The following is a 14,213-nucleotide window of genomic DNA, read 5'->3' as shown; positions in this document are numbered from 1 at the left end:
AAGAATTCACCGCCTACGCCGCCTCCCTCGGCGTCCCCGAGATCACCGCCATCCCCATCTCCGCGCTCGCCGGCGACAACGTCGTGGAACCCTCCGCCCACATGGACTGGTACGGCGGACCCACCGTCCTGGAACACCTGGAAACCGTCCCCGTCAGCCACGACCTCACCGCCTGCCACGCACGCTTCCCCGTCCAGTACGTCATCCGCCCCCAGAGCACCGAACACCCCGACTACCGCGGCTACGCCGGCCAGATCGCCGCCGGAGTCTTCCGCGTCGGCGAACACATCACCATCCTGCCCTCCGGACGCACCACCACCATCGAAGGCATCGACGCGCTCGGCCAAAGCGTCGACATCGCCTGGGCCCCCCAGTCCGTCACCATCCGACTGACCGACGACATCGACATCTCCCGCGGCGACCTCATCGCGCCGAGCTCGGACACGCCGGCCACCACGCAGGACGTCGAGGCGACCGTGTGCCACGTCGCCGACCAACCGCTCACCGTCGGCCAGCGGGTGCTGCTCAAGCACACCACCCGCACGGTCAAGGCGATCGTCAAGGACATCCCCTCACGCCTCACCCTCGACGACCTCTCCCAGCACCCCGCCCCCGGCACCCTGGTGGCCAACGACATCGGCCGCGTCGTCATCCGTACCGCCGAGCCCCTCGCGCTCGACGCCTACGTGGACTCGCGGCGCACCGGTTCGTTCCTGCTGATCGACCCCGCCGACGGCACGACGCTGACCGCCGGCATGGCGGGCGCCTCGTTCGCCGCCGAGGCCGACGTGGACGCGGACACCTCCGCCGAGGACGCGGAGTGGGACTTCTGATGATCACCGACTTCTTCTCGACCTTCGCGAAGGAGGGCGGCCGTGTCGGCAGCGGCGCCCTCGGCAGCGGCCAGGGCGGGGTCGGGCGATGTGCGTGATGACGTACGCGCACTGCCTGCGCGCCCGCTCGTACCACCCGCACCGCCAGTTCAGACGAAGACCTGCCGACCGCCCGGCCGCGCCACCTGACTCCAGGGGGACGTGAGCACCGGGCCAACGAGAGGAAAGCCTCCCGTGCGTGCCACCCGTACCACCCTCCGCCGCGGCCTCGCCGCCGCCGCCGCTCTGCCGCTGCTCGCCGTGGCGGCCACCGCCTGCGGCTACGGTTCCGAGGCGAAGGACGACGACTCCGCGAAGTCGAACGTCTCCGCCGGCGGGAAGAAGCTCTCGGCGGACACCGTGAAGATCGGGTACTTCCCGAACCTCACGCACGCCACCGCCCTGGTCGGTATCCAGGAAGGCCTCATCGCCAAGGAGCTCGGCGGCACCACGGTCAAGCCCTCGACGTTCAACGCCGGCCCTTCGGAGATCGAGGCGCTCAACGCGGGTTCGATCGACATCGGCTTCATCGGCCCCTCCCCCTCGATCAACGGTTACAGCAAGTCCAAGGGCCAGAGCCTGCGCATCATCGGCGGTTCGGCCTCCGGCGGTGTGAAGCTCGTCGTCGACCCGAAGAAGATCAAGACCCTGGACGACCTCAAGGGCAAGAAGATCGCCACCCCGCAGCTCGGCAACACCCAGGACGTGGCGTTCCTCAACTGGATCTCCGAAAAGGGCTGGAAGGTCGACGCCCAGAGCGGCAAGGGCGACGTCTCCGTGGTCCGTTCGGACAACAAGGTGACTCCGGACGCCTTCAAGGCCGGTTCCCTGGACGGCGCCTGGGTCCCGGAGCCGACCGCTTCGAAGCTGGTCGCCGAGGGCGGCAAGGTCCTGCTCGACGAGTCGACGCTGTGGCCGGACGACAAGTTCGTCATCACGAACATCATCGTGTCGCAGAAGTTCCTCTCCGAGCACCCGGACGTCGTGGACGCCGTGCTGCGCGGCACGGTGAACACCAACAAGTGGATCAACGCCAACCCGGACGAGGCGAAGGCCTCGGCCAACGCCGCGCTCAAGGAGCTGAGCGGCAAGGCGCTGCCCCCCGAGGTCCTCGACCCGGCCTGGGAGTCCATCCAGATCACCGACGACCCGCTGGCCGCCACGCTGCAGGCGCAGGCCGACCACGCGGTGTCGGCCGGTCTGCTGGAGAAGCCCGACCTCAACGGCATCTACGACCTGAAGCCGCTGAACAAGATCCTGAAGGCCGCGGGCCGGCCCGAGGTCGCCGACGCCGGTCTCGGCGTCAAGTAGCCCACCCGACCGCACCAGGATTTCCTGATGACTCCCAGGAGGTGACGACCATGGCGACCACCACCCTCACCAAGGCCGAGGACCGTGCAGCGGTCGAGCACGCCGCTCGTATCACGCACGTCTCCAAGTCCTTCGCCGGACCCACGGGGCAGCAGCTCGTCCTGGACGACATCACGCTCGATGTCGCTCCGGGCGAGTTCGTCACCCTCCTGGGAGCCTCCGGGTGCGGTAAGTCCACCCTGCTCAACCTGGTTGCCGGACTCGACCGCCCGACCGCGGGGTCCATCGAGACCCCCGGCGGGCGGCCGGCTCTGATGTTCCAGGAGCACGCCCTCTTCCCGTGGCTGACCGCGGGCAAGAACATCGAACTCGCCCTGCGGCTGCGCGGGGTCCCGAAGTCCGAGCGCCGCCCCGAGGCGGAGCGGCTGCTCGAACTCGTACGCCTCACCGGGGCGTACGGGAAGCGGGTGCACGAACTCTCGGGCGGGATGCGCCAGCGGGTCGCGATGGCCCGTGCGCTCGCCCAGGACAGCCAACTGCTGCTGATGGACGAGCCGTTCGCCGCGCTCGACGCCATCACCCGCGACGTGCTGCACGACGAGCTGACCCGGATCTGGCGTGAGACGAACGCCTCCGTCCTCTTCGTCACCCACAACGTGCGCGAGGCGGTGCGGCTTGCCCAGCGCGTCATCCTGCTGTCGTCGCGGCCCGGCCGGATCGCCCGGGAGTGGAAGGTCGACATCGAGCAGCCTCGCCGCATCGAGGACACCGCCGTGGCGGAACTGTCCGTCGAGATCACCGAAGAACTGCGTGGGGAGATCCGCCGACATGGCCAGCACTGAAACGAAGGCCGACGACCTGGCAGGTCTCGAAGCCGGCCTGGACGCGCTCGACGCCGTACAGGTACGCAGGACTCCGGCCCGCGAGATCCTGCTCAACAAGGTGCTGCCGCCGGTCGTCGCCGTCGTCCTGGTGGTCCTCGTCTGGCAGTTGCTGGTCTGGGCGAAGGTCACCGACGACTACAAGCTGCCGCCGCCGGCGGCGGTCTGGGACAGCCTGACCGACATGTGGGTGCAGGGCACCCTGCTGGAGGTCATCTGGACCAGTGTGTCGCGCGGCCTGTTCGGCTTCGTGATGGCCGTGGCGATCGGCACCCCGCTGGGCATGCTGGTCGCACGGGTGAAGGTCGTCCGGGCGGCGATCGGGCCGATCCTGTCCGGGCTCCAGTCCCTGCCGTCCGTGGCATGGGTGGCGCCGGCCATCATCTGGCTCGGCCTCGACGACAAGACGATGTACGCGGTGATCCTGCTCGGCGCGGTCCCCTCCGTCGCCAACGGCCTGGTCTCCGGTGTCGACCAGGTGCCGCCGCTGTTCCTGCGGGCGGGCCGCACCATCGGCGCGACGGGGCTGCGCGGGACGATCCACATCGTCCTGCCGGCGGCGCTGCCCGGATATCTGGCGGGTCTCAAGCAGGGCTGGGCCTTCTCCTGGCGCTCGCTGATGGCCGCCGAGATCATCGCTTCCTCGCCCGATCTGGGTCTGGGTCTGGGGCAGTTGCTGGAGAACGGCCGGAACAACTTCGACATGCCGGGGATCTTCCTGGCGATCCTCCTCATCCTGTTCGTCGGCATCGCGATCGACCTGCTGATCTTCAGCCCGCTGGAGCGGCGGGTGCTGCGCAGCCGCGGTCTCCTCGTCAAGAGCTGAGTACTCATGGCCTCCCCTGTCCTGCTCGTCATCGCCCACGGCAGCCGCGACCCGCGGCACGCGGCGACCGTGCACGCGCTCACCGCGCGGGTGCGGTCGCTGCGGCCCGGGCTGCGCGTGGAGACGGGATTCCTCGAGTTCAACGCCCCGTCCGTGCCCCAGGTGCTGGAGCGCCTGGCCGCGGAGGGGGCGGGTGAGGTCGTGGCGCTTCCCCTGCTGCTGACCCGCGCCTTCCACGCCAAGACGGACATCCCCTCCGTACTGCGTGAGGCCCGCGGCCGGCTCCCCCGCCTGCGGATCAGCCAAGCCGATGTCCTCGGCCCGTCCCCGTTGCTGAACGCGGCACTGGAACAGCGGCTGTACGAGGCCGGGGTGGCCCCCGGCGACAAGAGCTCGACCGGGCTGGTCCTGGCCTCGGCGGGTTCCTCCGACCCGGAGGCGATCGCAGTGATCGCTGAAATCGCGCGGGAGCTGCGGCACACCGGTTGGTGCGCCGTGCGGCCTGCGTTCGCCTCCGCTGTAGTTGCCGAGGGCTCCTCCCGCACCGCCGACGTCGTACGCGCTCTACGGGCCGACGGCGTGCGGCGGGTGGCGGTGGCTCCGTACGTCATCGCGCCCGGCCGCCTTCCCGACCGCATCGCCGGCGGGGCCGAGGAGGCGGGCGCCGATGTGCTGGCGAGCGTGCTCGGCCCGTCGCCGGAGCTGGCGCGCCTGCTGCTGACGCGCTACGACGAGGCGCGCGTCCTCGCACCTGCGGCCCTGAGCGCCTGACGTACCGTCCTCGCCGAGAACGCCGGCCGGCGCGTCCGTGAGGGGAGGACCAGCCGTGGTCCTGGAGCGACGCGAGGACAAGGCCGGCCGGCTACAGAGGCCGAGGCCGCCCGTCACGATGCGGACCGGGTCACCGCGGGCGGGCGGGGCGCATCGACGTCAGCCGAGGTCCAGGCTGCCGGTCCGTTCGCGCTTGAGCTCGAAGAAGTCCGGGTGGCCCGCCAGCACACGGAAGCTGTCGAAGAGCCTCGCCGCCTCCTCGCCGCGCGGGACGGAGTTGAGCACCGGCCCGAACCAGACGGTGCCGTCCACGTGGATCGTCGGGGTGCCGACGTAGGAACCTGCCGCCGGGTCCTTTCCCCGGTCGTGGCTGCGCCGCACGGCCTCGTCGTACGCATCCGTGTGCGCGGCGTCCGCGAGGGCGGCGGGCAGGCCCAGTTCGGCCAGGGCCTGCCTGGTGACGTCGTCGAAGTCCTCGTTCTTCCCCTGGTGGATGCGGGTGCCCAGCGCGGTGTACAGGTCCCGGAGGACACCCGGCCCGTGGTCCGCGGCAGCGGCGACCGCGACCCGGACCGGGCCGATCGACTTGTCGACCAGCTCGCGGTACCAGCCGGGGAGTTCGTTGCCGGTGTTGTGCAGGTACAGGCTCATGACGTGGAAGCGGAGCTCGATGTCGCGCCGCTGCTCCACCTCCAGCATCCAGCGGGAGGCGATCCAGGCGAACGGGCAGGCGGGGTCGAACCAGAAGTCGACGGCCGTCCGGCCCGTGCTCTCGTTCACGTCAGTGCTCATGCCGAGAGCCTAGGGAGGCGGCGGCTCCGGGCCCTGGGCCATTGGCCCGCCGTTCCGCTGGGCCACCGGGTCCTCACACGGTGCCGGACCACCGCGGGTCGCGCCCGCTGAGTGCGAGCGCCCGCTCGAAGTCGGACGCCGCCTCGGGCGCGCGTGCCTCCCCGGCGAAGCCCTCGTACCGGCGGTAGAGAGCGGCGTAGCCCTCGACGGTCTCCAGAAGGAAAGCCGCCGCCGGGCCGGAGAGACGGAACTCCTGCCCGGTGGCCCGTGCGACGTCCCAGCCGTGCAGCGCCGTCTCCATGACGAGCATCGCGGCGGTGTCCGCCGCCGGCGAGGAACCGTTCCCGGTGTCGATCTCCCCCTCCCAGGCCGCCGGGTCGGACCATGCGGCGACCGCCCGCTCGATCTGGGCGGCGTACCGCTCGGCCCAGTCCGCGTCGGCCACGAAGTCACGGCCGGTCAGCTCGTCGGGGACGGGCGTCCGTCTGGCACGGCACTCCAGGCCGTGGCCGGTGTGGAGCACCCAGTGGTTGATCAGTTCCCGCAGGTCCCAGCCCTCGCAGACGGTCGGGGCGGTGACCGGCGGCGGGACGTCCACGCCCCGGGCGACCCTGGCGGCCTCGGTGGCGCATTCGTCCATGTGCGTGTACGCGTTCTTCATGCGCCCATCGTGCGGGCCGCCCGGGTGGCCGGTCTTGAAGAAACACGACAGCCCCCCGCCGGTGGCCGGGGCGGGGACGGCGGGACACGGCGACGGGCCGCGCTCGGTGAGCGCGGCCCGCGGGGCGGGTGGTGCGAAGCGGTCCTAGAAGACGCTGACGCCGTAGGCGCTCAGCGCTTCGGTGACCGGCTGGAAGAACGTGGTGCCGCCCGAGGAGCAGTTGCCGCTGCCGCCCGAGGTGAGGCCCAGTGCCGTGGTTCCGGAGAAGAGCGAGCCGCCGCTGTCGCCGGGCTCGGCGCAGACGTTGGTCTGGATCATGCCGTAGACGATGTCACCGCCGCCGTAGTTCACGGTGGCGTTGAGGCCGGTGACGGTACCGCTGTGGACCCCGGTGGTGGAGCCGCTGCGCTTGACGGCCTGCCCGACGCGAGGGGTGGCGGCCGAGGTGATGTCCTGGTAGCTGCCGTTGTAGAGGTAGACCCGGCCGTCCGCGGCGGCGGAGTTCGAGTGCCGGATGAGCCCGTAGTCGTTGGTCGGGAAGCTGGAACCGGCACGCGTGCCGAGCGTGGTGGTCTGGCCGGAGTTGGTGTACCAGGTGCTGCCTATCTCGGTGCAGTGCCCGGCGGTCAGCGCGTAGTACGTGCTGCCGCTGCGGACGTTGAAGCCGAGGGAACAACGGCCGCCGCCGGCGTAGATGGCCTGGCCGCCCGCGATGAGCTTGTTGAAGGTGCCCTCGGTGCGGTTGATGTCGGCCTTGGCACCGGAGTCGGTGACCGACTTCTTGATGGTCGCGATCTCGGCGGCGCTGACCGTGCTGTCGACGGTGACGACGACCTTGCCGGTGCTCGCCTCGGTGTACCAGGCGGTGCCCGCGATGTCGGCGCCGCGTACGGCGGAGCTGGCCTCGGCCAGTTCCGCCTTCGTCACGGTGGTGTCGGGTGCGGCCTGGGCGACCGCGGTGGGGGCCGCAAGCGCGACGGCGGTGACCAGACCTGAGGTCGCCGCGATGAGGCGGGCGCGTCTGGAGATCGAGCCGAGGGGGGCGAAGCGCTTGAAGGTCACAGGATCCTCCGTCGATGGGGGGTGTTCGGACCGCTGGGTGGGCGGCCCGCGCCGTGCGACTGTCCTCGACCGCGGGTTCTGGTCGTGGACCTGCCAACCGCACGGCTCGAATCCTTGACTCCACTTGGTCCGGTGACAAGGTCGCCTTCCGGACCACGACGCAGAGCGGACCTCCCGCTCCGGAATGCGTACGGCCGGGCTCCGAACACCGGCGTCCGCTCATCGAACGGACGCCGGTGGCGAATTGCAGCAAAGCCGCGAACAGGCGCGCGACGAGCGCACTTCTCCCCCGGCGTCGCGTTCACACACAGGCCGGCCGCCCGGGACGGTCTCGCCCGAGCGGCGTCGCGCCCCGGAGCGGGCTCAGGAAGGCACCGACCGTTCGGGCGGCTTACCAGCCTTTTGCCCCGGGGTTCGGGGTGGCCGGAATCAGCCCTTCCAGCGATTACCGGCCTGCCGACGGGCACAGATCAGACCGGGGCGGCACTCTTGCGGCGCCGATCCGGGTGTGCTGCGCGGGGAGGAGCGAAGGTGGCCGGGCGGGCCTCTCAGACCTCGGCGAAGGGATCGTCGATGAAGGGGGTGGCCTGGTGGAAGTAGAGCCTCCAGCCGCTCCCGGTCAGCCGCCACAGCGAACTGCGGTGCGAACGCAGCCCCCTGGACTCGGTGTCGAAGGTCAGATGCACCAGGTCCGACGCGAGCTGGTCGCCGCGCATCCGTGACGCGGTGAGCGGCCCGGGGGGCGGGGCGTCCGGTGCGGTGAGAGCGGCGATGATCGTCCTACGCTCCCACAGCCTGCCACTGGTGCCGATCTCCCGGAAGTCCGGATGCAGGAGTGCGGCCAGCACGTCCGCGGAGCTCCGCACCACGGGATCGAGGAGGCGGAGTTCGCCCTCGATCGCTGCTGCCACGGCGGGCGAAGGCTCAGTCACGCGTCATCTCCACAAGTTTGACCACGGTGTTCCAGTTACGGCTCGTCGCGACGAGGCCGCGGGTGAGTGCCGGCCGTCCGAGCGCGACGGCCAGCTTGGAGCGGCCGAGCCCTTCGGGCGCGTACAGATACAGGGCACGCTCTCCGAGCCGGAACTCCTCGGGACGGAAGGCGGCGGCGTCGAGCGCGGCGAAGCGGGCGGCGTCGACGGGCTGGTCGAAGTAGGTGACGTGCAGCTGCTTGGCTTCCAGCTCGGCGGCGGGGAACGGGCAGGCCTCGGCCACCGCGGCGAGATAGCCGGCCGAGCGCACGAGGCAGTCGACCGGAAAGCCGAAGCGGGCCTCGATCGCGCGTTCCAGTTCGGCCGCCAGGGAGCTCTCGTCACCCGACGCGCTGCTGAACACGGCGTTCCCGCTCTGCAGGTAGGTGGCGACGTCCTCGTGGCCCAGTTCGCCGAGCACCTCGCGGAGCTCCGGCATCGGGACCCGCCGTCGGCCGCTGACGTTGACCCCGCGCAGCAGCGCCGCGTACATCGTGCTCATGGTCACCACCCTAGAGGGTGCCGGCCGCACCACGGCGCCGCCCCACGTGGCGACCGCCGCGCCCCGTGGGGGAGGGCGCGGCGGTCAGGTGACGGTGTGCCGGGCGGGCTACTCGACGATCTTCAGGAGCTTGTTCGCCGTGCCCTCGGTCGCGTTGGAGATGGCGTCCGGGGTGGCTCCCCCGGTGAGCGCCGTGGCGACCTCCTCCGGGGTGGCCTCCGGGTGGCCGCCGAGGTAGACGGCGGCGGCGCCGACCACGTGCGGGGTCGCCATCGACGTACCGGAGATGGTGTTCGTGCCGTCGTCGCTGTCGTTCCACGCCGACGTGATGTCCGAACCCGGGGCGTAGATGTCCACGACCGAGCCGAAGTTGGAGAACGAGGACTGCTCGTCGTCCGCGGTGGACGAGGCGACCGTGATGGCCTCGGGGACACGGGAGGGGGAGCCCTCGCCGGCGTCGCTCGACTCGTTGCCCGCGGCCACGGCGAAGGTCACACCGGAGGCGATGGCCTTCTGCACGGCGGCGTCGAGTGCCGGGTCGGCACCTCCGCCGAGGCTCATGTTGGCGACGGACGGGCCCTCGTGGTTGGCGGTCACCCAGTCGATCCCGGCGACGACCTGCTCGGTGGTGCCCGAGCCCGCGTCGTCCAGGACGCGGACGGCCACGATCTTCGCCTTCTTGGCGACACCGTGGGCGGCTCCCGCGATGGTCCCGGCCACGTGGGTGCCGTGACCGTTGCCGTCGTCGGCGTCTTCGTCGTTGTCCACGGCGTCGAAGCCCGAAGTGGCCCGGCCCTCGAAGTCGTTGTGGGTGACGCGGACCCCGGTGTCGATGACGTACGCCGTGACCTCGCCGCCGGCGGCGTCCGGGTAGGTGTACGCGCCGTCGCCCTCGGTCCCGGCCTGGTCGATGCGGTCCAGACCCCAGGACGGCGGGTTGTCCTGGGTGGTGTCGATGTGGAACTTCTTGTTCTGCACGACCTTGGAGACGGCGGGGTCGGCGGCGAGCCGCTTCGCCTCCGTCTCCGAAAGCCCGCTGGCCGAGAAGCCGTTGATGGCCGACTTGTAGTTCCGCTCGATGGTGCCGCCGTACTCCTCGGCCAGATCGGCCTTGTCGGCCTTCTGGTCCAGCATCACGATGTAGCTGCCGGAGACGGCCGTGGCCGCGTCAGCGCCGTAAACGATGCCCGTCGCGGGGGCCGGTGCGGCTCCGGCGAACGGGGTGGCGAGCAGGGTGACACCGGCCGCCGCCGCCACGGCGGTTATCGCGGCGGTGAGCTTGACCGACCGGGTGCGCTTGTGAATTGCCATGAAGAGGGGTCTCCTCGTCATTCTTTGTGGGGGGATTGGCCCCCGGCCGGAAATTCTCCGGGGGCTGCCTCGAAACCCTGCTCGATTGACGCGCCCAGATCAAGACCTTCATGTAGCCGTCACGTAGTCGGCAAACTTCCGTCACAGTAAATCGCCGCAATTCCCCCGAGTCGCGGCGTCTACGCGCGCCACACCTGCCCATTAGGGCGAACGTATTTTCCCGCACGAGTGAACTCGGCCCGGACGGACGAGGGCCGGTCCATTCGTTACAGGGGAACACTGCCGCGGAATGACATGTTTCGGTTGTGCAGATCGCTGACGAGAACTCACCCCGTGTCCCGCCCGACGGCACATGGCGGACCGCTCGAACCAGGACCCAGGACGACGAAGGCCCGAGCGTGAGGTGCACCGTCGCCCTGTCTCCCGACTCCTTGACGGCGAACCTGCCCGCGCAGTCACAACACGGCCGCCTGGCCGACGTCGCGGTCGTCGGCCTCGGTTACGTGGGACTGCCCACCGCGCTCTCCCTGTTCACGGCTGGCCGAACCGTGGTCGGCGTGGACACGAGCGAATCCCGGCTGGCGGACATCCGTGACGTGCGGGTGGACCTGCTGCCCGCGCAGCAGGTCCGGCTGGCGGAGGCCCTGCGTGCCCCGGGCTTCCGGCTGACGGCCGACCCCGCGGCCGCCCTGGAGGCGGACGCGGTGATCATCTGCGTCCCGACTCCGGTCGACGAACGGCTCGCACCCGATCTCCGGGCCCTGAAAGCCGCCTGTGCCGCGGCGGTCGCCCACGCGGTGCCGGGGCAGCTCCTGGTCCTCACCTCGACCAGCTATGTCGGCACCACGCGCGAACTCCTCGTCGAGCCTCTCGTGGCCCGGGGACTGAGGCCCGGCACCGACGTCTTCGTCGCGTTCGCCCCCGAGCGGATCGACCCGGGGAATCCCTCCCACTCCCCCGACCGGACGCCCCGCGTCATCGGCGGTGTCACGGACCGGTGCACGGAGCTGGCCGCGTACCTGCTGGCCGGGACCGCGCCGTCGGTCCACCGGGTGGACAGCCCGGAGGCGGCGGAGATGAGCAAGCTGTGGGAGAACACCTTCCGAGCCGTCAATATCGCGCTGGCCAACGAACTCGCCGAGAACTGCCTGGAGTTCGGCCTCGAACCCCGGCACGTCATCGAGGCGGCGGCCACCAAGCCCTACGGATTCATGCCTTTCTATCCCGGCCCCGGCGTGGGAGGGCACTGCATCCCCTGCGACCCGCACTACCTGCTGTGGCAGTTGCGCGCGAGAAAGGTCCCGTCCCCGCTGGTCGACGTGGCGATGACGGCGATCGCGGAGCGCCCCGCCCTGGTCGCCGCGAAGGCCCGGCAAGCCCTCGCCGCACGGGGACTGGGCACCGCCGGGGCCAGGGTGCTGATCCTGGGCGTCGCCTACAAGCCCGGGGTGGCGGATCTGCGCGAGAGCCCCGCACTGGAGATCATGGACCGGCTCGCGGCCTGGGGCGCCACCGTCGAGTACGCCGACCCGCTGGTGCCCCGCCTGGAGCGGCACGGAGTGGTACGCCACAGTGTCGGCGTCCCCGGCGCGACGGAGTGGGATCTCGTCCTCGTGCACACCCTGCATCCCGGAGTCGACGTGAGCTGGCCGGCGGACAGCCCGGTCGTCCTCGACGTCACCCGCAGGCCGGCCGGCGCGGCGGCCGGGGCCGCCGTATGAGCCAGGGCTCCACGCCGGTACCGGCACGGGACCGTACGACGACCCGGCGGGCCCTGCTCGCCGCGGCCGTCGCCGCGCCGGCCGCGGGGCTGGCCGCGGCCCTCGCCTCGGACGCGCCCGGGCCCGCGGCGGCCGGCCGGCCCGGTGACGGCAAGGCATCCGGCGGCTCGCCCTCCCCCGCTCCGACGGCGCCGGCCGGGCCTGAGACCGCGGATCGTCCAGGGGGCTCCTTCCACGCGTTCTTTCCCTCGGAGGGCCTGGTCACCAACGAATACGCCTATCGCGACCCGGGAGCGGACGACGCCCGTCTCTCGCGCGACTGGGCCGTCACCAGCGGATCGCTCTTCTCACGGTGGGGCTTCGGGTGGACCGGGGAACCGGACGGCGACGCCCCGGGCCCCGACTCGGGCCTGCACACCGGCTCGTCCGTCTTCCGGCTGGTCACCCGCCGCCGGGACTTCGGTGACACCGCGGTGCGGTGCTGGGTGTTCCTGAAGCCGCCGGGCGCCACCGGGCGCACTCCCGCACGCGACTGGGACGGCGCGCACCTCTGGCTCCGCTACCACAGCGCGCAGGAGCTGTACGCCCTCAGCTTCCGCCGTCGTGACGGCAAGGTTGTCATCAAGCGCAAGTACCCCGCGCCCGGCCGCCCCGTGGACGAGGAGGGGGTGTACACCACGCTCGCGACCCGCGACCACGCCATGGAGTACGGCCGCTGGCACCAGGTCGCCGCCACGGTGAGCGGCTGCGGAACGCACCGGGTGCGGATCACGCTGGCCCTCGACGGGCGGACGGTGCTGGACGCGGAGGACCGGGCGCCGGGCAGGCTGGCCGAGCCGGGTGGGGTCGGACTGCGGGGCGACAACACCGACATGGCCTTCTTCGGCTTCACGGCGGCGGGGGCCGGTGACGGCCGTCGGTGCACCGGCGCTCCGCCGGAGGCTTCCCGCCCGGGGTGGCCCTGGCCGGAGAGCCTCCGTCCGGAGGTGGGGCACGGGTGACTACGCTCCACCGCCCGACAGCCGGGCCGGCGCAGGCCCCCGCACCCGGGAGCGCCAGGGCACCGGGACGCCGGGGCGCACCCACCGGCCCCGCGCTCAGCCACGGGGTGCGCCGGTTGCTCGTCCTGCTCTGCCTGATGCCGCTCCTGTTCCTCCTGGCGTCCCAGTCCGCGCGCCTGCTGCCCCGTATGAACCTTGCGGTCTGCTACGGACTCATCGTGCTCGCCGGCACGATCGTGACGCTGTACATCGCCTACAGCCGCTACGAGGACCCCGCCGAGGGCGAGCTGCGGGGGCGCCCGGGCCCGGGTGAGGACTTCCCCCCGCTGTCCCAGGAACCCGGCGTCACCTTCCTGCTCGCGGTGAAGGACGAGGTGGACGGCATCGAGGCGTGCGTACGCTCCATGGCCGCCTCCGACTGCCCACGGGTACGGATCGTCGTGGTGGACGACCACTCCGAGGACGGGACCGGCGACGTGCTGCGCCGGCTGAGTCAGGAGCTGGGCATCACCGTCATCCACCTGGGCGCCAACGTCGGCAAGAAGCACGCGCTGGTGAGGGCCTGCGAGCTCGCCGACACCGAGATCATCGCCTTCACCGACTCGGACTGCGTCCTCGCCCCCGACGCGCTGCGGCGTTGCGTACGCGCCCTGGTCACCCACCCCGAGCTCGGCGCCGTGAGCGGCCACTGCCGGGCGCTCAACACGGAGTCGAGTCTGCTGGCCCGTGTCCAGGACGTTTGGTACGAGGGCCAGTTCAGGGTCGCGAAGGCCGCGGAGGCGTCCTTCGGTTCGGTCTCCTGCGTCTCGGGGCCCCTGGCCGTCTTCCGCCGGGACGCCGTCTACAACTACCTCCCGGCCTGGGCTGACGACCGCTTCATGGGTGCCCCGTTCCGCTTCGCCACGGACCGCCAGCTGACCGGGTACGTGCTCGGTCAGGCGTGGAGGGGCGCGGCGCTCAAGCGCCGGTACGCCGGGTCCCCCTTCGTCGAGGAGGACTTCGCCGAGCGCCGGTGGCGCGTCGGGTACGTACGCTCCGCGAAGGTGTGGACCGATGTGCCCGCCCGGCTCCGGCCCCTCCTGCGTCAGCAGATCCGCTGGAAGAAGAGCTTCATCCGGAACCTCTTCTTCACGGGCTCGTTCATGTGGCGCCGGGGCTTCGGGCCCGCCGCGCTCTACTACGGGCACGCGCTGTGGGTGCTGGCGGCTCCGGTGATGGCGTTCCGGCACCTGCTCTGGGCACCGGTGCACGGCGCGTTCTTCCTGACGCTCCTGTACTTCTGCGGGGTGGTACTCAAGGGCTGCGTCTGGGGTCTCGCGTACAAGATCGACCATCCGGGGGACACGCGCTGGCGGTACCGGCCGCTCATGAGTCTGTTCTCATCGGTGCTCCTCGCCTGGCTGTTGCCCTACTCCCTGCTCACCGTGCGGCGTGGCGTGTGGTCCAGGGGTGCGGCATGAGAAGACCGGCCCGTCCGGCGCTCCGGGCCCTGGCCGCGCTGCTCAGCACGGCGGCGGTCGCCGCCGTGTAC

The 14,213-nt window shown here is 71.3% G+C and carries 13 protein-coding genes and 1 pseudogene; 8 read left to right on the top strand and 6 right to left on the bottom strand.

Translation table 11 applies throughout. The features are described 5' to 3' along the window. The 5 genes and pseudogenes from ABZY45_RS33900 to ABZY45_RS33880 form a co-directional block, all read left to right on the top strand. Positions 1-833: pseudogene (locus tag ABZY45_RS33900) on the top strand (hypothetical protein); the annotation flags it as partial. Positions 834-1,067: 234 nt separating this feature from the next. Beyond that, entirely contained in the window at positions 1,068-2,183 is a 1,116-nt protein-coding gene (locus tag ABZY45_RS33895; RefSeq protein WP_356746097.1) for an aliphatic sulfonate ABC transporter substrate-binding protein, read from the top strand. 50 nt (positions 2,184-2,233) lie between these two features. After that, positions 2,234-3,025 (top strand): ABC transporter ATP-binding protein, encoded by a 792-nt coding sequence (locus tag ABZY45_RS33890; RefSeq protein ID WP_356746096.1) that lies wholly within the window; start codon positions 2,234-2,236, stop codon positions 3,023-3,025. Continuing rightward, positions 3,012-3,890, top strand: coding sequence for an ABC transporter permease (locus tag ABZY45_RS33885; protein WP_356746095.1), 879 nt, complete (start codon positions 3,012-3,014; stop codon positions 3,888-3,890). The genes ABZY45_RS33890 and ABZY45_RS33885 overlap by 14 nt, the downstream gene beginning before the upstream one ends. 6 nt (positions 3,891-3,896) lie before the next feature. Continuing rightward, positions 3,897-4,661, top strand: a complete 765-nt coding sequence (locus tag ABZY45_RS33880; RefSeq protein WP_356746094.1) for a sirohydrochlorin chelatase — start codon at positions 3,897-3,899, stop codon at positions 4,659-4,661. A gap of 159 nt (positions 4,662-4,820) precedes the next feature. On the opposite strand, the gene ABZY45_RS33875 is transcribed toward ABZY45_RS33880, so the two are convergent. From ABZY45_RS33875 to ABZY45_RS33850, 6 genes are all read right to left on the bottom strand, one after another. Next, positions 4,821-5,453 (bottom strand): DsbA family protein, encoded by a 633-nt coding sequence (locus ABZY45_RS33875; protein WP_356746093.1) that lies wholly within the window; start codon positions 5,451-5,453, stop codon positions 4,821-4,823. Positions 5,454-5,526: 73 nt separating this feature from the next. Then, on the bottom strand, positions 5,527-6,114 hold the full coding sequence (locus ABZY45_RS33870; protein ID WP_356746092.1) for a TIGR03086 family metal-binding protein: 588 nt from the start codon (positions 6,112-6,114) through the stop codon (positions 5,527-5,529). 144 nt (positions 6,115-6,258) lie between these two features. Then, positions 6,259-7,176 carry a S1 family peptidase gene (locus ABZY45_RS33865; protein WP_356746091.1) on the bottom strand — a complete coding sequence of 306 codons (918 nt, stop codon included), beginning with the start codon at positions 7,174-7,176 and terminating at the stop codon, positions 6,259-6,261. 548 nt (positions 7,177-7,724) lie between these two features. After that, entirely contained in the window at positions 7,725-8,108 is a 384-nt protein-coding gene (locus tag ABZY45_RS33860; protein WP_356746090.1) for a nuclear transport factor 2 family protein, read from the bottom strand. Next, positions 8,101-8,649, bottom strand: a complete 549-nt coding sequence (locus ABZY45_RS33855; protein WP_356746089.1) for a DUF1697 domain-containing protein — start codon at positions 8,647-8,649, stop codon at positions 8,101-8,103. Before ABZY45_RS33855 ends, ABZY45_RS33860 begins: the two co-directional genes overlap by 8 nt. A 108-nt stretch (positions 8,650-8,757) precedes the next feature. Further along, positions 8,758-9,960 carry a S8 family peptidase gene (locus ABZY45_RS33850; protein ID WP_356746088.1) on the bottom strand — a complete coding sequence of 401 codons (1,203 nt, stop codon included), beginning with the start codon at positions 9,958-9,960 and terminating at the stop codon, positions 8,758-8,760. Positions 9,961-10,391: 431 nt separating this feature from the next. On the opposite strand from ABZY45_RS33850, the gene ABZY45_RS33845 reads away from it, so the two are divergent. From ABZY45_RS33845 to ABZY45_RS33835, 3 genes are read left to right on the top strand one after another with little or no spacing between them, the layout of a single operon-like run. Then, positions 10,392-11,681, top strand: a complete 1,290-nt coding sequence (locus ABZY45_RS33845; protein WP_356746101.1) for a nucleotide sugar dehydrogenase — start codon at positions 10,392-10,394, stop codon at positions 11,679-11,681. Further along, positions 11,678-12,682, top strand: a complete 1,005-nt coding sequence (locus ABZY45_RS33840; RefSeq protein ID WP_356746087.1) for a hypothetical protein — start codon at positions 11,678-11,680, stop codon at positions 12,680-12,682. The genes ABZY45_RS33845 and ABZY45_RS33840 overlap by 4 nt, the downstream gene beginning before the upstream one ends. After that, complete coding sequence (locus tag ABZY45_RS33835) at positions 12,679-14,142, top strand: glycosyltransferase (RefSeq protein WP_356746086.1); 1,464 nt, start codon at positions 12,679-12,681, stop codon at positions 14,140-14,142. The genes ABZY45_RS33840 and ABZY45_RS33835 overlap by 4 nt, the downstream gene beginning before the upstream one ends. Positions 14,143-14,213: the final 71 nt, after the last annotated feature.

Source organism: Streptomyces sp. NPDC006516, assembly GCF_040611875.1.
Taxonomy (GTDB): domain Bacteria; phylum Actinomycetota; class Actinomycetes; order Streptomycetales; family Streptomycetaceae; genus Streptomyces.
This window is presented reverse-complemented; position numbering and strand designations above follow the sequence as displayed.